At 56.8% G+C, this 15,980-nt stretch carries 18 protein-coding genes and 1 other RNA gene; 8 read left to right on the top strand and 11 right to left on the bottom strand.

Features of this window, described 5'->3' with window-relative positions:
* Positions 1-150 precede the first annotated feature (150 nt).
* Positions 151-666, bottom strand: coding sequence for a c-type cytochrome (locus ACXJGX_RS09105; protein WP_474780841.1), 516 nt, complete (start codon positions 664-666; stop codon positions 151-153).
* Positions 667-786: 120 nt separating this feature from the next.
* Between ACXJGX_RS09105 and ACXJGX_RS09100 the strand changes: the two genes are divergently transcribed.
* Entirely contained in the window at positions 787-1,623 is an 837-nt protein-coding gene (locus ACXJGX_RS09100; RefSeq protein ID WP_474780839.1) for a prephenate dehydratase, read from the top strand.
* Between the two features lie 4 nt (positions 1,624-1,627).
* On the opposite strand, the gene ACXJGX_RS09095 is transcribed toward ACXJGX_RS09100, so the two are convergent.
* Positions 1,628-2,101, bottom strand: a complete 474-nt coding sequence (locus tag ACXJGX_RS09095) for an SRPBCC family protein (RefSeq protein WP_474780837.1) — start codon at positions 2,099-2,101, stop codon at positions 1,628-1,630.
* 38 nt (positions 2,102-2,139) lie between these two features.
* Positions 2,140-3,090: an NAD(+) diphosphatase gene (gene nudC / locus ACXJGX_RS09090; RefSeq protein ID WP_474780835.1), complete on the bottom strand. Its 951-nt coding sequence runs from the start codon at positions 3,088-3,090 to the stop codon at positions 2,140-2,142.
* A gap of 89 nt (positions 3,091-3,179) precedes the next feature.
* Between nudC and ACXJGX_RS09085 the strand changes: the two genes are divergently transcribed.
* Entirely contained in the window at positions 3,180-5,054 is a 1,875-nt protein-coding gene (locus tag ACXJGX_RS09085; protein WP_474780833.1) for a 5'-nucleotidase C-terminal domain-containing protein, read from the top strand.
* 39 nt (positions 5,055-5,093) lie between these two features.
* An RNA gene (gene ffs / locus ACXJGX_RS09080) (signal recognition particle sRNA small type) lies at positions 5,094-5,192 on the top strand.
* 64 nt (positions 5,193-5,256) lie between these two features.
* Here ffs and ACXJGX_RS09075 read toward each other — a convergent pair.
* The gene (locus ACXJGX_RS09075) at positions 5,257-5,826 is read right to left on the bottom strand and encodes a hypothetical protein (protein ID WP_474780831.1); all 570 of its coding nucleotides are present in this window, start codon (positions 5,824-5,826) and stop codon (positions 5,257-5,259) included.
* A 17-nt stretch (positions 5,827-5,843) separates the two neighbouring features.
* Complete coding sequence (locus ACXJGX_RS09070) at positions 5,844-6,458, bottom strand: hypothetical protein (protein ID WP_474780829.1); 615 nt, start codon at positions 6,456-6,458, stop codon at positions 5,844-5,846.
* Positions 6,459-6,724: 266 nt separating this feature from the next.
* Between ACXJGX_RS09070 and rsgA the strand changes: the two genes are divergently transcribed.
* Positions 6,725-7,756, top strand: a complete 1,032-nt coding sequence (gene rsgA, locus ACXJGX_RS09065; protein ID WP_474780827.1) for a ribosome small subunit-dependent GTPase A — start codon at positions 6,725-6,727, stop codon at positions 7,754-7,756.
* Here the strand turns inward: rsgA and ACXJGX_RS09060 are convergent.
* A complete protein-coding gene (locus ACXJGX_RS09060; RefSeq protein ID WP_474780822.1) occupies positions 7,753-7,884 on the bottom strand; it encodes a hypothetical protein in 132 nt (43 codons plus the stop codon). The genes rsgA and ACXJGX_RS09060 overlap by 4 nt on opposite strands.
* Positions 7,881-8,591, bottom strand: coding sequence for a hypothetical protein (locus tag ACXJGX_RS09055; RefSeq protein WP_474780820.1), 711 nt, complete (start codon positions 8,589-8,591; stop codon positions 7,881-7,883). Before ACXJGX_RS09055 ends, ACXJGX_RS09060 begins: the two co-directional genes overlap by 4 nt.
* 80 nt (positions 8,592-8,671) lie before the next feature.
* On the opposite strand from ACXJGX_RS09055, the gene ACXJGX_RS09050 reads away from it, so the two are divergent.
* Entirely contained in the window at positions 8,672-9,388 is a 717-nt protein-coding gene (locus ACXJGX_RS09050; protein ID WP_474780818.1) for a hypothetical protein, read from the top strand.
* A 15-nt stretch (positions 9,389-9,403) separates the two neighbouring features.
* Here ACXJGX_RS09050 and ACXJGX_RS09045 read toward each other — a convergent pair whose 3' ends face one another.
* Positions 9,404-9,880, bottom strand: coding sequence for a protein-tyrosine phosphatase family protein (locus tag ACXJGX_RS09045; protein ID WP_474780816.1), 477 nt, complete (start codon positions 9,878-9,880; stop codon positions 9,404-9,406).
* Between the two features lie 10 nt (positions 9,881-9,890).
* Positions 9,891-11,282, bottom strand: coding sequence for a multicopper oxidase domain-containing protein (locus ACXJGX_RS09040; protein WP_474780814.1), 1,392 nt, complete (start codon positions 11,280-11,282; stop codon positions 9,891-9,893).
* A gap of 150 nt (positions 11,283-11,432) precedes the next feature.
* On the opposite strand from ACXJGX_RS09040, the gene ACXJGX_RS09035 reads away from it, so the two are divergent.
* The 3 genes from ACXJGX_RS09035 (at position 11,433) to recR (ending at position 14,268) form a co-directional block, all read left to right on the top strand.
* Entirely contained in the window at positions 11,433-13,187 is a 1,755-nt protein-coding gene (locus tag ACXJGX_RS09035) for a DNA polymerase III subunit gamma/tau (protein ID WP_474780812.1), read from the top strand.
* A gap of 62 nt (positions 13,188-13,249) precedes the next feature.
* Positions 13,250-13,594 (top strand): YbaB/EbfC family nucleoid-associated protein, encoded by a 345-nt coding sequence (locus ACXJGX_RS09030; protein ID WP_474780810.1) that lies wholly within the window; start codon positions 13,250-13,252, stop codon positions 13,592-13,594.
* A gap of 80 nt (positions 13,595-13,674) precedes the next feature.
* The gene (recR, locus tag ACXJGX_RS09025; protein ID WP_474780808.1) at positions 13,675-14,268 is read left to right on the top strand and encodes a recombination mediator RecR; all 594 of its coding nucleotides are present in this window, start codon (positions 13,675-13,677) and stop codon (positions 14,266-14,268) included.
* 585 nt (positions 14,269-14,853) lie between these two features.
* On the opposite strand, the gene ACXJGX_RS09020 is transcribed toward recR, so the two are convergent.
* Both ACXJGX_RS09020 and ACXJGX_RS09015 read right to left on the bottom strand, forming a co-directional pair.
* Entirely contained in the window at positions 14,854-15,759 is a 906-nt protein-coding gene (locus ACXJGX_RS09020) for an HNH endonuclease (protein ID WP_474780806.1), read from the bottom strand.
* Between the two features lie 35 nt (positions 15,760-15,794).
* The coding region (locus ACXJGX_RS09015; RefSeq protein ID WP_474780804.1) for a hypothetical protein at positions 15,795-15,980 on the bottom strand (186 nt) is incomplete at its 5' end.

Raw genomic sequence — 15,980 nt, 5'->3', positions numbered from 1 at the left:
GGGGACTAAACGGTTGCCTGCAAAGCTACGTGACGGACCACATGACATTCAAGTTGAGAATGCGTGATCACGCTGTGTTCACCGGCATTTGCACAACAAAAAGGCCGCCCTGGCAGGACGGCCTTCATATGTTGCGCGTCAACTCGCGCTTTAGTTGTCAAGGCTATCCAGATACGCGATCAGGTTGGCGCGGTCTTCGATTTTGCGCAGGCCGTTGTACCCCATTGCGGTACCCGGCGCGAAGCCTTTTGGATTTTCCAGGAAGTGGTTCAGATTCTCTGGTGTCCAGACATCGACCACGGCTTCGAGTGCGCCGGAATACCCATAGCCCGGTACAGCATCAACTGCGCGCCCCACAACGCCATACAGCGCGGGTCCAGTGGCGTTTTCGCCAGGCGCAAGCGAGTGGCAAGACCGGCAGTTGCGGAACACGCCTTCGCCGTCAGCGGCGCTCGCGGTTGCGTAAATTTCATCAAACGACGGACCCTCGTCAACAGGGGCATCGCCACCAGCATCTGCAACCTCGATCACATACGCCTGTGCATGGTCGCCATGCCCGCCTCCGGTCGCATAAATGGTATCTGCAACCCAAGAGCCCAGAAGAAATACCAGCAACGTACCGCAAAGGCCGCCTACTACTTTTGTCAAAGTCATTGTGTCGAACATGTCGCGTTCCATTCAGTTCACATTTTTGAAGGTATCTATCCGCTTCCCCTAGGTGGTTGCAAGGTATACTGCCGCGACCAATCGCCCATTTTTGACGGGTGTTGCGCAGGAGGGCCGGATATGTCGCAGAAAATCGCGTTCCAAGGAGAGCTTGGTGCCTATGGTCACGAGGCCTGCGCGACAGCGCGCCCGGATTATGAACCCCTTCCGTGTCCCACCTTTGAAGATGCCATCGAGGCGGTGCGCAAAGGTGACGCCGACCTTGGCATGATTGCTGTCGAAAATTCGACATATGGTCGGGTTGCCGATGTGCATTCACTGTTACCCGAAAGCGGTTTACATATCGTTGACGAAACCTATGTCCGTGTTCACGTCAACCTTTTGGCGAAAAAAGACGCACAATTACAGCATGTTAAGACGGCATTTGGGCACCCCGTTATCCTGCCGCAATGTGCGGGTTTCCTGCGCAGTCACGGCATTATCGGCCACACCAGCACCGATAACGCCCGCGCCGCGCGCGAGGTCGCCGAAGGTAACGATTTGACCGTTGGTGCGCTGGCGTCCGAACTTGCTGCCGATATTTATGGCCTTCAGGTGCTTGCCCGCCATATCGAAGACCACGACCGCAACACCACCCGTTTTCTGGTGATGGCCCGCGACCCCGACTACCGCAAACGCGGCGAATTTGGCATGATGACCAGTTTTGTCTTTCGCGTGCGCAACATTCCTGCGGCCCTTTACAAGGCAATGGGGGGATTCGCGACAAATGGAATCAACATGACAAAGCTGGAAAGCTACATGGTGGGGGGCACATTTACCGCAACCCAGTTCTACGCCGAAATCGAAGGGCACCCCGACGACAGCAATGTAAAGCGCGCGATGGAAGAGCTCGACTATTTCACCGACAAATTACATGTCATGGGCGTTTACCCCGCAGCTGCGCGGCGCCACGAATAATGCGTCAGCGCCTTTTGCGATAGTCGTCCTCGATATCTTCGGTGAATTCCAGAACCCGTACGCGAAACCGTTTCGCCAGCTTGGATTTGGCCAGCTTCATCGACTGCAAGACAAGCCGCGCAGTCAACGATCTGGCGCGCAAATCCATCCCGACCATAACGCGGGTCCGTGTGCGCGAAAGCGCGATCAATTCGACATCGGTTGTGATGTTCATGCCATCGCTTGCCGCCTCGATCTGATAGCCATTCGGCGGATCAAGCCTGACCAATTCGGCAACCAGAGACCGATTGCGTCCACGGAATTTTAAATTGATTTGCCATTTGGTACCAGCCTGCGCGGGCATGGAAGGGTCCGCGTTTTGCCAAGTAACTTGCACGCCATGGCGCAGCGCACGGCGTTCAAACGCTACAAAATCGCTCAATTGGCTGTAGACAACGTCAATTGGCACTTCGATATCTTCGCGCGAGTTAAACTTCATACTGACCGACCTTTTGGAACATCATAAAAGAGTATTGGTTAATCAAGTCGATCCGCCAACCAGTTTTCCAACAAAAAATGTGCAATCGCACCTTTGCGCGCCGGTAGGATGTCCGGATGCTGACCAGAAAAGGCCTGTGCCAGCTCTTCGCGGGATACCCAGCGCGCATCTTCGATTTCCGATGGATCGATTTCTATCTTTGTGGTTGTGGCAACCCCTGCACACCCCAACATTAACGACGACGGGAACGGCCAAGGCTGACTGGCGAGATAGCGCACATCGCCAACATGAATTCCAGCCTCTTCCAGCACTTCGCGCCGCACGGCTGCCTCGACCGTTTCACCCGGTTCAACAAACCCGGCCAGCAACGAATACATGCCCTCGGGCCAACCCGGCGACCGCCCCAAAAGAACGGCATTTTCATGGGTGATCAGCATAATAACGACCGGATCGGTCCGCGGGAAATGATGGCCCCCACATGCCGCGCAATCACGTTGCCAGCCCGCCTGGGTCATTTTGCTTTCTTCGCCGCAGCGCGCGCAAAATCGGTGTGATTGATGCCAGCCAAAGATTGCCCGCGCGGTTGCCGCAAGCTCTGCGTCTTGCGGGCTAATGCGGGTCATGATCGCACGCAATTCGGCGAAAACTGCGGTGTGCGGCATCGCCGGGTGGTGTTGTTCGGACGGGTCCAGAAATGTGTCGATCGTTGTGGCGTCAAAATCTGTGGGCGTCCACCCCGACAGATCGGCTGCAAAGATTGGTCCGGTGTCATCTTGACCTAGAAAAATCAATCCCGCCGCCGCGTCTTGCATCACCGGATGCAACAGTGGCACGCGCACCAACGCGTCGCCATCGCACATGGGTTTGCCACGCCACATCAAGATGGCACAAGCTGTTGGATTCTTTGCAACCACCTCTGACTGACCACGCAAATGCGCAGCACGATCAAGGCCGGAGCCACCAAATGTCACTGTTTCTGCATGTCTCATTGCGCTGCAATGACATGACGTACGGGCAAGTTCAATTTTTTATCCACACGGGGTGTGGTGCTCGCTAATTTTCTAGTTATAGTTGCACCATGACAGTTCATGCGCCAACGAGTGATACCGTTCAGGAGCCGAGCAATACAGCGACCGGTGCGTTGCGTATTTTGGAAACATCCGATCTGCACATGCAGATATTAGACTACGATTACTTTGCAGATCGTGCCGATGAACGCACTGGTTTAATCCGCCTGGCGGACAAAATTGCACACCTGCAGGGCGACCAGCACGTGACCACGATTTTACTTGATAACGGCGACTTTTTGCAGGGCAACCCGTTGGCCGATTATATCGCGGCGGGATGGGAATACGGCCACTTACATCCGATGATCGCAGCAATGAATTTGCTCGGTTATGATGCGCTGGCGCTGGGAAATCACGAATTCGACTATGGCCTACCGTTTCTGCGTGACGTGTTGGCAGGTGCGCGCTGCCCTGTCGTTTGCGCCAACGCGGCCGTGGCGGGGCAGCCGCCGTTGGCGCAATCCTTTGCCATTTTGCCGCGCGATATTCTGTGTACAGACGGTGTCACCCGCCCCATTAAAATTGGCGTCGTCGGCTTCTTGCCACCGCAAACAGCGGACAACGTTCCGAACGATTTTGGCGAAACCCTCAAAACCCAGGACATTCTGACCTGTGCCAAAGATGTCGTTCCGCAGTGCAAGGCGGCCGGTGCCGACATCATTGTCGCCCTGTGCCATTCAGGAATAGACTTAGGTGATCAGGGGCCCAACGGTGAAAACGTTGCGCTTCCGCTGGCGGCGATTGATGGAATTGACGTCGTCCTGACGGGACATACACACGAATTTTTTCCCGACAGCCGCCGGCCCGCGACTGATATGATCGACACAGGTTCGGGCAAACTGCATGGCAAGCCGGCTGTGATGCCGGGGTGTCACGGCCATCGCCTTGGCAGGATCGATGTCACCCTGCATTGGTCTGACGATCAGTGGAAAATCGGCGCGTCACACAGCCAGCTTGAGTGCGGTCAGCAGGGCGTCATCAAGGAAAGTGTGCTAACGCGCGCAGTGCGTCAAAAGGTCGATGCAGCACATATCGCGACGTTGAACCATATCCGCCAACCGATTACGACCACCCAAGTCCCGATCCATAGCTATTTTGCACCAATGATTCCCGACATTGGCCAGTGCCTGCTGGCCGACACACAGCGGGCATATATTCAGCACCGGCTGAAAAATACGGTGCACGCCGACCTACCCGTTCTGTCTGCCACAACCTGTTACATGACCGGCGGCAGGGCCGGACCAGGGCATTATATCAACATCGCGCCCGGCCCCATCGCCCTACGCGACGCCGCAGCCATATTTCCGTTTGCAGATACCCTATGCGGCATCCGCCAAACCGGCGCTCAGGTACGCGATTGGATCGAACGATCGGCGGCCCATTTTATTCACCTGAACGTTGGCGCAGACGGTCAAACTTTGATCAATCCGCTCAGCCCCGGGTATCTTTGCGATACCATCTTTGGTGTCACCTATGAAATTGACCTGAGCCAGCCACCAAGGTTCGATGTCCGTGGTGGGCTGATTGACGCTGCAAACCACCGCGTGCGCAATCTGCGCTATCAAGGCACAGCAGTGAAAGATAGCGACATTTTTATCCTTGCCGTCAATCATTATCGGGCAAAAGGCGGCGGCGGATTTGTTCACCCAAAAACGACACCCATCCTTTATTCATCAAATCAACAGATACACGAAATCCTGGCAACGGCGTTGCGGTCCAATCCCATCGCGGCCATAGACTGCGCATCACCTTGGCAGTTTACGCCCCTGCCAAATACCCATGCGACCTTTGCATCCGGTGCATCCGCCCAAAAATACATGCCCGCAGGCGTCACGCATATCGGGCCTGCAGGTGATGGGTTCGATCTTTACCGTCTCGCGCTCTGACGCCTTGCATCGCGTGCAATCCGGCCCTATATGAAACCCCGAGAGGTTGGCGCGGGCAAGTGCCTCGCCAACCTGGTCAGGTCCGGAAGGAAGCAGCCACAACGAGCCCCACTTGGGTCGATGTCCAGCCTCTCACCTTTGCACGTTGCGCATACGCGTATTGGTGCCCCGTTCGGTATGACGTTTCAGCGTCTTTATCCGGTCAGCCTTTCAGACAATCTTCGGGCAATTGGTCTCTCCATAGATATGGACCCAGAACAAGGCTGGGTTTTACGGATGTTTCATCGGCAGCGTTATAGGCCACGGCGCATTCCGGAACATCACGGCCCATCAGATCAAGACGCACATAGCGTGCCCGGTCAACCGCCCAACCCGTCTTGGTGCGATGCATGACAAGTTCCGCAGTAAATGCGCCATCCATTCCCCAAAAAACAATTCCATCAGGCTGTCCGGGTTCGGATGCCTGCGTCGATCCGATTGTTTGCAAGTCTTGGCGTGTTTCAATCGCACCCGCAGGTAAAATCGCTGGCACGACCTCTGTCTCCGCCAATACTCCTGTCGCGGGGTCTGAAATAAACGCCAGCAGATCAACGGCGTCCCCTGCTTCGTTGCGCACCAATAAAACCCTGTCGAACACCGTATCGCCATTCAGATCCAGAACGCTGATCGCCGCCGCCAAACGCGTCAAATCAAACCTAAGGTCAGCATCATCACCATCAGCGGCCATCGCAACCGGACAGGCAAGCAGCATGAGCAGCATAAAATAACGCATGGTCGTCGGCTTCCACATTATGGCAGACACGGATTGGGCAGATCGCGCCAAGTCCACTGCATCAACACCGGTTCTTGGTCCAACGGATATTCGGTTTTGACCCCGTCAGGCCCTAAAACCATGGCGCGGGGCGCGACGCCGGAACCATACAGGTCAACATACAGAAATTCACAAACCTGCGTGGACCGGGTGGCGTCGTCCGCAGGCGCAAACGTCGACACGCTTAGCACGCCGGACGCTGTACCCCGGGCGTTGATGCTCAGGTAAAGTGTGCGCAGGCTGTCGGTCTGATAGCTGACAACAGGTTCGTAAGCCTCGTGGCCCGGGCCGATCCCATAGGTCGCGCGCCGATCATAGGGTAGTATCCCGTAGGCCACATCAGTGACATCCAGCAGGCCTGTTTCGGGGTCTGACGTCGCAAGATAGACGTCCACTGCGTCGCCTTGGCTCGAAATCGCAAGCACGGCCAGATCGGAAAACCCGTCAGCGTTCCAATCGTTTTCACCGTATTCCGAATTGCCATAAACACCCAAAATCCGGTCAGCCGTCACATCGAAAGCCGCGGCAGACAGTGGCAGCATCCCAAGCGTCACAAATATTGCGATCTTATACAGTGTCCTGCCCTCGCGCATGTTGCAAAGCGATATTAGCGCAGTGCAGGTTTGCTGCACAGGTGCAAATTTTTGATCGGTCGCGTGGCAAACCCATCGCCTTATTGACATTGCCATCCCGCATCGGTGATCAATGACATAAGTTACAGGCAAAAGGAGGACAAAGATGATTGTGCTGATTTCCCTCCCGGTTTGGGTGCGCTGAATCGAATTTCGTTCCCTCGTCCGGCTCGAACTGGTAGCTTGCGCGTACCAGCCAACGTATTTCCTTTGACGAGGACACTCTATTGACACATCTGACACGCGACGCCCTTGGCTGGTCGCCTTTTTTCATGTCGCAGCTTGATCTATCAGAGCTGGAAACGTTCACCCCTGCCCGCATTTCAACGGTGCACCGCGACCGGGTGTTGGGTCTTTCCGAGATTGGCACGCTTGAACTTACGTTGGATCCCGGCCTGACCACCGCCGCGGTGGCCGTTGGCGATTGGGTTCTGGCCGCGCCAGAACAACACCGCCTGATCCGGGTGCTTGACCGCAAAACGGAATTATCGCGCGGGACAGAATTTCATACGGGTGAAAAACAGTTGATCGCCGCCAATCTGGATACCTTGTTTATCACAACATCCTGCAACAACGACTTTAACGTGGCGCGGTTAGAACGGTATCTGTCATTGGCCCATGACGCGCTGATCACGCCGGTCATTTTGATGACCAAGGCGGACCAATGCGACAATCCACAAGACTATATCGATCAGGCGCGCGCGCTTGGGCGCAATCTGGACGTCATCGCGATTGACGCAAAATCGGATGATGTCGCGGCCATTCTTGGGCCATGGTGTGGCAAAGGGCAGACCGTGGCACTGACCGGATCATCAGGCGTGGGCAAGACCACGGTCGCCAATGCGCTGACCGGCGGTAACGCCCTGACCCAAGATATCCGTGAAGACGATGCACGCGGACGCCACACCACAACCGGGCGGTCACTTCATGCCCTGCCAATGGGTGGGTGGCTGGTTGATACGCCGGGGATGCGTGGCCTTGGTGTGGCGCAGGTGGCCTTTGGGATCAACGCGACGTTCCCCGAAATCTCAGAGCTTGTGGAATCCTGCAAGTTTCGCGATTGCGCACATGAAAGCGAACCGGGCTGTGCGGTGCAGGCGGCGATTCAGACGGGCGATATCGATCCCGAACGCCTGAAACGATTTAAAAAGCTGCAGCGCGAAAACACCCTCGCCAATGAAACCATTGCCCAAGCGCGTGACAAAGCCAAAAAATTTGCAAAACACGTCAATCGCACAGTCAAGAACAAAGGGCGCTAAACCACCTGTTCCATCAGTGTGGCGGGCGCTCCGGTGCCGCCCATACCGCCGTCTTGGTCCTGCATCGGCGCTGTCGTACAGGCCACCAATCCCAACAGACATATGACGATAAAGATGCGGCGGATCATAGGCCTGTTTCCTTGTAAAAATATCCACCTGCGCGAAACCGGGTCTGCCCCGGATCGCGGGCTTGCAACGCTGCCGCGCGGGTGTTGATCTGTTCTAACACATGCATCTGCGCCGCGCGATACTCTGTCTCTAGCGTTTGCGCAGCCGCTTCCGACAGTTGGTTGTAATGCACGGCTCTTTCGAAAAAGGGTGCAGGGTCTTGCAACAGGTTTTCAGTTGCAGCCATTAGAAAATCACCGCCGTTACGCGCCAGATAGTCCATCTGCGCATCGGACCCCGGCAAAGGCTGATAGGACGTGGCTTGCAGTGTCACCATGTCGCCTTCAACCGTCACCGTGCCGGCATCTTGCAACTGTGCCCGCATCGTCGCGGGGTGCACGTCGCGGCGGATGTCTTGGGCTAGGGTATCAAATGCCTTGCGATCCAATGGCGCGCCACCCTGCGCGACCCACCGCGCGACAAGCCGAGACAAGTTGTTAATCGGTGGCGGAATGTCCTGCTGTGCGGCGCGCAGCCGGACAATATCGCGCCGTTGCAGCCCAGTCATCACACTGATCCGGCTGTCCGTCGCTTTGCCCGCGATTTCCGCCTCGGCGGCACGCACGAATTGTAGCTTCAGGCGTTCTGCCACCGCCCCATAGCTCAGCCCGCGCGCAACACACAGGCGCGCAATCGGGAAAAGCAATTTATTCAAAACGAAATTCATATGTGCATATTGCACATTTTATATTGACAGCGCAACAAGATTCAAAATATGTGCAATTTACACATTAATAGGAGCCACCCATGTTTCGCCCTTTTATCTTCGTTCTTGCGCTGGCCGTTGCAGGCTGCGACGCAACTGTCCAAACCACATCTGGTCGCGATTATGTCGCCGCCGCTGGCGGGCAGATTGATCCGACCATCGCCGCCATTGCGTCGGTGGAACCTAATTTGCACTTTCCGGCCAGAATCGGCGTCGCACGCATTGTGAATGACCGGTTGACCTTGCCCACGGCCCCAGAAATAGCATTGTTCGAACAGGCCATTGCGGGCCGGACATACGGGACGTTCGTCCCCGTGAACCCGCAAATCACCGACCTTTTGCGCAGTGTCCCCGTGCCCACCCAATTGAATGGCCGGCCGCAGTATGTCACCGATGTCAATCAACTGGTGCGGATGACAGCGGCACGCCAGCATCTGGACTATGTGCTGATTTACAAGGTGGGCGCACGTGGCGCACGGGTTCGCAGCCCCTTTGGGCTGGATGATATCAGGGGGACAACCATTGCAACACCAGACACTGACGTCACGGGGATCGTCCAAGCGGTGTTTTTGGACGTGCGCAACGGCTATCCCTATGCCGCGCTTCAAGTGGATACCGACCTGAGCCGTGTGCAAACCAATTACCGGTTGCGCAACCGCACCGACATGGCGCAACAGGCCGCCATTGTTGCGCTGACGGTCGAAATGATGCCCCAAGTGCAGCAAATGCTTGCCGACTTGGCCGAAGAGGCGCGCTGATCCGTAGGGTGGGTTTTAACCCACCCTGCCGTCTTGGGTGGCCCACGCCAATTGCGCTGCGGTTTCCACCGCACAGGGCCGCAGATCGCGCAGCCGTTTCAACGCCCCATCCGGGCTTTCACCTGCTGCGATCATCATGCGCAAAACCATCATTCCCGACCGACCGCATCCCCCCTTGCAATGCACAAGAACTTTGCCACCTGTTGCCAGCAATGGCAGGACGTGTGCAGGCACCACCCCCCAATCAAACGCGACTGGCACCCCAAAATCGGGGACCGGTAGATGGTGCCAACCGATGCGCTGCGCTGTTAACCGTGTGCCTAAGTCGCCAATCCCGGCCAAGGCCAATTCCGACACTTCCGTCATTGTCAGTACCAGATCAGGCCGCCAAACCATCAGCGTTTGCAACCCCGCACCTTTCGGCATTGGCGACAACGCGAGCGTCCCACCCCCCACCTGCCACGCGAAAATTTCAAAACTTTCCGACGTCATCGACATCCCCTTAGGCAATCACCCGGATAAACCCGGCCAAACCGGTTTTCTGGTGTTCGATCACATGACAGTGAAACGCCCAATCGCCGGGGTTATCCATCACCATCGCGATTTCGACGGTTTCTTCGCGCAGCAACAACACGGTGTCTGTCCAATTCGACGGCAATACCCGTTTGTTCGATGACAGCGGGCGAAACGTCATGCCGTGTAGGTGGATGGGATGGTCATTGGGGCTTTCGTTGCGCAACCGCAGCACCACGCTTTCGCCTTGCTGAAATGTGGCCAGCGCAGGTGTCGCATTCGCGGCATCCCCGGCCCAAGGTGTGCGGTTGATCGACCAGAACGAATAACCAAGCGACCCGCAAAGCCCGTCATTTGGCGCGGTTCCCTCGGGCGTCCAGCCAAACACGAACTCTTCGACGCGGGGCGCGCTTAGGTCCGGCTCTGACACCGGATTTGGCGGCAGAACCGGCGCATCGGCCAAAGCGCGGTTCAGACTGGCGCCCACACTGTGCAACACCGCCAACTCGCGCGGCCCACCCGGCGCATCGGTGAACACGATCACTTGCGCCCCCGCGACGTCCGGAATCCGCAGCACGATATCGGCGCGCTGGCCCGGTGACAGGGTCAGCGGGGTGTCAGCGCCCGGAAACGGCACTGCCTCGCGCAGCGGGTGTCCATCCATCGCGATAACCTGACCATCGGCACCAGCGATCCGCATCTGATAGATGCGGGTTGTATCGGTCGCAGCCAGACGCAGGCGCACCAAGCCGCCCGCAGGCACATCATGCTGATCCAACTGCTGCCAGTTTGCGGTCATCACCGTGCCAAATGTGCCCGACCGCGCCGCACCACGCGCAGTCCACAGATCGATAAATTTCCCCGCGCCGTTCAGGCGAAAGTCGCGCAGGTTCAACACAATTTCGGCGTCGAAACCGGGGGCATCGGCCTCTTCGACGATCAACACCCCCGTCATGCCGCGCGCCATCTGTTCCATTGTCATGCAGTGCGGGTGATACCAATACGTCCCTGCATCAGTGGGCGTGAACGCATAGCGAAAGCTTTCGCCGCGTGCGATCGGGAATTGCGTCAGATAGGGCACACCATCCATCGCATTCGGCACCCGCAACCCATGCCAATGCATCGCCGTGTAATCGGGCGTGTCATTCGTCACATCAATCACAAAGGCCTGGCCCTGCACCATGCGCAAAACGGGCGGTGGCGCATCAGCTGAAGCGGACACCATATTCAGGGTTGGCTGCCCCATGACCGGATAGCTGGCCGCCTGAATCGTCATGCTGTGCACTTGGGCCACGGCTGGTTGCGGCCAAAGTCCGGTGGTTGCTGCCGCAACAGTACCACCGCCCAAAACGCCCATAAACCTACGCCGAGACATGACCATCTGTGACACTCCTGCTGGTTCTCATCAGCACAGATATGCCCGACCCACCCCCAAAGCAAAAGTGGCATTGCGGTCGCGGTCAAAGCAGGTGGACCTTACGCGCCCCGTTGCTTAGGCTAGGCCCGACAGAATCCCGCGCACAAGGCCCCCATGACCGATACCCCCGTCTACCAAGTTCTCGCCCGGAAATACCGGCCTGAAACCTTTGCCGACCTTGTGGGCCAAGACGCGATGGTGCGCACGCTCAAGAACGCCTTTGCCGCTGACCGCATCGCGCAGGCCTTCATGATGACCGGCATCCGGGGCACCGGAAAGACAACGACAGCCCGCATCATTGCCAAAGGCATGAACTGTATCGGTCCTGATGGGACCGGCGGTCCGACGACAGACCCTTGCGGGGTTTGCGAGCCTTGCCGCGCGATCATGGAAGGGCGCCACGTTGACGTGATGGAGATGGACGCCGCGTCGAATACCGGCGTCGCCAACATCCGCGAAATTATTGATTCTGTGCACTACCGGGCCGCGTCCGCCCGCTACAAAGTGTATATCATCGACGAAGTACACATGCTGTCGACAGGCGCGTTCAATGCCCTGCTGAAAACGCTGGAAGAACCACCCGCGCACGTCAAATTCATCTTTGCGACCACTGAAATTCGCAAGGTGCCAGTGACCGTGCTTTCGCGCTGCCAGCGGTTCGATTTACGCCGGATTGAACCCGAAGTGATGATCGCCCTTCTGCGCAAGATTGCAGGGGGCGAAAATGCGCAAATCAGCGATGACGCATTGGCGCTGATCACCCGCGCCGCCGAAGGATCCGCGCGCGACGCAACATCACTGCTGGATCAGGCCATTTCGCATGGGGCCGGCGAAACCACCGCCGATCAGGTTCGCGCGATGCTGGGGCTGGCCGACCGTGGCCGCGTTCTTGATCTTTTTGACATGATCCTGCGCGGACAAGCCGCCGAGGCGCTGACCGAGATTTCCGGACAATATGCCGATGGCGCCGACCCGATGGCGGTGCTACGCGATCTGGCCGAAGTCTGCCACTGGATCAGCGTCATCAAGATCACGCCCGAAGCCGCCGAAGACCCGACAATCGGCCCGGACGAGCGCACACGCGGTCAGGCAATGGCCGCAGACCTGCCGATGCGCGTGCTCTCGCGGATGTGGCAGATGCTGCTGAAAGCGCTGGAAGAGGTCGCGATGGCGCCGAACGCGATGATGGCGGCCGAAATGGCGGTGATCCGCCTGACCCATGTCGCCGACTTGCCAACGCCCGACGAGCTGGTGCGCAAATTGCAAAACGCAACACCACCCCCCGGTGGTGGCCCGTCCGGCGGGCGTCCCGCCCCGACAGGTGGCGCGACACACGCCATGTCCAGCACCCCCGCGCCAACCCACAGCGGACCAAGCGGCAGCACCATGTCGTCGGGCGCACAAGCCGCTGTCGCGCTATCCACGGATGCCTTGCACCACTATGCGCGCTTTGAAGATGTTGTTGAATTGATCCGCGCGCACCGCGATGTCAAACTGCTGGTCGAGGTCGAAACCGGATTACGTCTGGTCGCTTACCAACCCGGCCGGATCGAGGTGAACCCGACCGCAGATGCCGCGCCTGATCTGGTCGGCAGGCTTGGGTCGCGCCTGCAAGCATGGACAGGCAACCGCTGGGCGATCAGCGTCACCAACACTGGCGGCGCGCCCACCATCGCCGAGGTCCGCGATGCCGCCGAAAACGCGATCCGCGCCCAAGCCCAGAACCACCCGCTGGTTCAAGCCGTGATCGCGTCCTTCCCCAAAGCCAAAATCACCGACATCAAGACCGAAGCTGACAAAGCCCAAGACGCATTGACCCAAGCCCTGCCCGAGGTTGACGACGAATGGGACCCGTTCGACGCGGACTAACCCACATTGTCAAATTCAGGCAAAGCCCCTATCTGAAGGACAAAGAGACAGGAGATTACGACATGCTTAAAGGACTAGGTGGTCTTGGCGATATGGCCAAGATGATGAAACAAGCCCAAGAAATGCAAGGCAAGGTCGCGCAGATGCAATACGATCTTGACAACATCATGGTCGAAGGCGTCAGCGGCGCAGGTCTGGTCAAGGCGACCGCCACCGCCAAAGGTGAACTCAAGGGGCTGGATATCGACCCGTCCATCTTTAACGGCGACGATAAAGAAGTCGTCGAAGACCTGATCTTGGCTGCGATCAAAGACGCGCAATCCAAAGCATCCGAACGCAGCCAGCAAGAGATGGCAAAAATGGCCGAAGACCTGGGTCTGCCCGCCGGTATGAAGCTGCCGTTCTAACCGCGTCATCAAAGCCTATTTTCCCCGCCGTAGGCATCAAAGCTGCACAGTGGCTTTGATATCAAAAACCGAAAGTTCCGATGTCAAACGGCAACGAAGATCTTGATCACCTGATTGCGCTGATGGCCAAGTTGCCGGGGCTTGGCCCGCGCTCCGCGCGGCGTGCGGTTCTGCATCTGATCAAAAAACGCAGCCTTGTGCTGCTGCCGTTGGCGGACGCGATGCATAGGGTCGGGACCACGGTGCGCGAATGCCTGAACTGCGGCAACGTCTGCACCAACGATATCTGCGACATCTGCCAATCGGACAAGCGCGCGATCGGGCAGATCGCCGTTGTCGAAGACGTGGCCGATCTATGGGCGATGGAACGGTCCGGCGTGTTCAAAGGGCGCTACCACGTTTTGGGTGGTACGTTGTCCGCGCTTGACGCTGTCGGCCCCGAAGAACTGCGCATTCCGCAATTGATCGCGCGGGTGCAAACCGAAAACGTGACCGAAGTCATCCTCGCGCTTGGTGCCACAATCGACGGGCATACCACCGCGCATTATATCGCGGACCAATTGCCCGATATCGCCGTTACATCGCTGGCCCAAGGGGTGCCCGTCGGTGGTGAACTCGACTACCTTGACGACGGGACGATCACTGCGGCGCTGAACGCCCGCAAGGCGCTTTAGCGGCGCGGCAGGGCATCTAATTCTTGCGCCAGCAGGTCAAAAACAACACGGATGCGGCGACTTGTGTTCAGTTCGCGGTGCGTTGCGAGCCAAACAGGAAATTTCATCGGCGGCAGGTCCGGCAAAACCTGTTCGACACCCGTTGTGCCAGGCCATAGTGTCGGAATGGCTATATAATGAGACTGAATTACTGGGACTGTGAATGCAGTCTTATCAAAGGTCTAGGTTGTTAGCTGTATTCATAGTTTTTCGGTCAAATCTTGGTAGTTCCTTGCTGATGTCACGCCGCAAGGTAGCGCTTTGCGTTACACGTATAACGAAGAACAGCTGATCCAATTAATTGGAGATTCCGGTTCGTTGATGATAGCAACTGCGCTTTGGTGCTGCGGTGCAAACCCCTGCCGCATAATGGACGCTATCGGCCCACAACGGACATTGACACATCCTTGGCCATGCTGCGGCGCGGTCCGTCATTGCAGCCATTCGTGCATCTTGCAGCATTTTGGCGGCTTAAAGACAATCGTCCGGATGCCGATGCATTGGAACTGGAGATATGTGAGCTTTTTATTCAGCTTATGCCTGAAATTAATACAGCTCTCGCCGACGCTGAAGATATTCAATTTTGGGCGGATGAGAGGTGGGAGCGACAAGCCTTGTCCCATCAAACTTTTGCAATGCTTCCTTTAGCTTGTGGTCTTCACCAACCTTCTCCCAGTTAACGGTAACAGTAAAGTCGTCAGCAATAATTAAGCATCCTATTTCAAATGCTCGATCCACAAGAACGGATAAGCAGATTCCATTGGAGGGGTCTAGTCGGATTGTTTCGTCTACGCTCCAAGGAACGATGTGCGAGGCTATAAGGAATTCACGTGTATTGATGCCTGTCAACGCACAACGATGGCCGTAATTCCGTTTGACCGCATCTGCGAACACCCGCTGAGCACTACCGCGGGTCTTAACTGTCGCACTGGAATCAGCGACTTCATAACTTCCGGTTTTCAAGCTCTCTTCTAAGGCAGAGACTTCTTCGTTTGAGAGCGGGGACACTTCTGCCGAAGCGTCACTGTCTATGGCATAATCTGGCGGCAGATGGGCTGACCAAATTGCTACTTTATCTGCTGCGTCGGTAGCCTCTGCATTCCATGGATCGGTTTTTCTGCTTGAATCAAAATATAGATCTTCTTCGATTTCGTTTGAAGAGAACAACTTCCACGCAAGCGCCGAATTTTGCGATGTGCTGGCCGCCAAGTCTTGGATCGATTGAGGTGCCATATCCAAAGAGGCCCATTCAAAACCGTCGCTCGGCGTGCCGATGAGAACGCGCAAGTGGACCTTCTGCGTTTCGTTCCGAAGCTTAACAGCTACCAAAAAGGGCTGCCCAAAGTCTGATGCATCCAACTTAGCAAATTCCTCATCAGCGGCAGCCGCTGTGGTATGCTCGGGGTCGCCGAGTATTGTCTCGACAGTTAATTCAGTGGGATGTAGTGACATCTTCCATGGAGGGGGCGCGCTATTGGTTTCCCAAGCTAAGTGAGGCCGATCTGCTGATCGCCTGAACAGTTTTCCCATTGCCGTTCCTGAAGGCCACTGAAATGAATAGCCCCTAGTATTGTAGACGCTTTCTTCCCTAATTTTGAGGCAAGGAGGCCGTTATGGGGAAGCCAAATTTCAGTGAAGATTTCAAGCGTGATGCTGTGCATCAAATCACGGTG

This window comes from Yoonia sp. SWMV100 (assembly GCF_056108365.1).
The sequence above is the reverse complement of the archived record's forward strand: the minus strand, read 5'-3'. Positions and strand labels throughout refer to the sequence as shown.

Bases quoted from the DNA above. Each gene is read 5' to 3' on its own strand.
- ACXJGX_RS09085 (WP_474780833.1), top strand. From the start codon at position 3,180: ATGACAGTTCATGCGCCAACGAGTGATACCGTTCAGGAGCCGAGCAAT.
- ACXJGX_RS09100 (WP_474780839.1), top strand. From the start codon at position 787: ATGTCGCAGAAAATCGCGTTCCAAGGAGAGCTTGGTGCCTATGGTCAC.
- ACXJGX_RS09095 (WP_474780837.1), bottom strand. From the start codon at position 2,101: ATGAAGTTTAACTCGCGCGAAGATATCGAAGTGCCAATTGACGTTGTC.
- ACXJGX_RS09070 (WP_474780829.1), bottom strand. From the start codon at position 6,458: ATGCGCGAGGGCAGGACACTGTATAAGATCGCAATATTTGTGACGCTT.
- ACXJGX_RS09045 (WP_474780816.1), bottom strand. From the start codon at position 9,880: ATGACGTCGGAAAGTTTTGAAATTTTCGCGTGGCAGGTGGGGGGTGGG.
- ACXJGX_RS09060 (WP_474780822.1), bottom strand. From the start codon at position 7,884: ATGATCCGCCGCATCTTTATCGTCATATGTCTGTTGGGATTGGTGGCC.
- ACXJGX_RS09035 (WP_474780812.1), top strand. From the start codon at position 11,433: ATGACCGATACCCCCGTCTACCAAGTTCTCGCCCGGAAATACCGGCCT.
- ACXJGX_RS09030 (WP_474780810.1), top strand. From the start codon at position 13,250: ATGCTTAAAGGACTAGGTGGTCTTGGCGATATGGCCAAGATGATGAAA.
- recR (WP_474780808.1), top strand. From the start codon at position 13,675: ATGTCAAACGGCAACGAAGATCTTGATCACCTGATTGCGCTGATGGCC.
- ACXJGX_RS09050 (WP_474780818.1), top strand. From the start codon at position 8,672: ATGTTTCGCCCTTTTATCTTCGTTCTTGCGCTGGCCGTTGCAGGCTGC.
- ACXJGX_RS09040 (WP_474780814.1), bottom strand. From the start codon at position 11,282: ATGGTCATGTCTCGGCGTAGGTTTATGGGCGTTTTGGGCGGTGGTACT.
- nudC (WP_474780835.1), bottom strand. From the start codon at position 3,090: ATGAGACATGCAGAAACAGTGACATTTGGTGGCTCCGGCCTTGATCGT.
- ACXJGX_RS09075 (WP_474780831.1), bottom strand. From the start codon at position 5,826: ATGCGTTATTTTATGCTGCTCATGCTGCTTGCCTGTCCGGTTGCGATG.
- ACXJGX_RS09020 (WP_474780806.1), bottom strand. From the start codon at position 15,759: ATGTCACTACATCCCACTGAATTAACTGTCGAGACAATACTCGGCGAC.
- ACXJGX_RS09105 (WP_474780841.1), bottom strand. From the start codon at position 666: ATGTTCGACACAATGACTTTGACAAAAGTAGTAGGCGGCCTTTGCGGT.
- ACXJGX_RS09055 (WP_474780820.1), bottom strand. From the start codon at position 8,591: ATGAATTTCGTTTTGAATAAATTGCTTTTCCCGATTGCGCGCCTGTGT.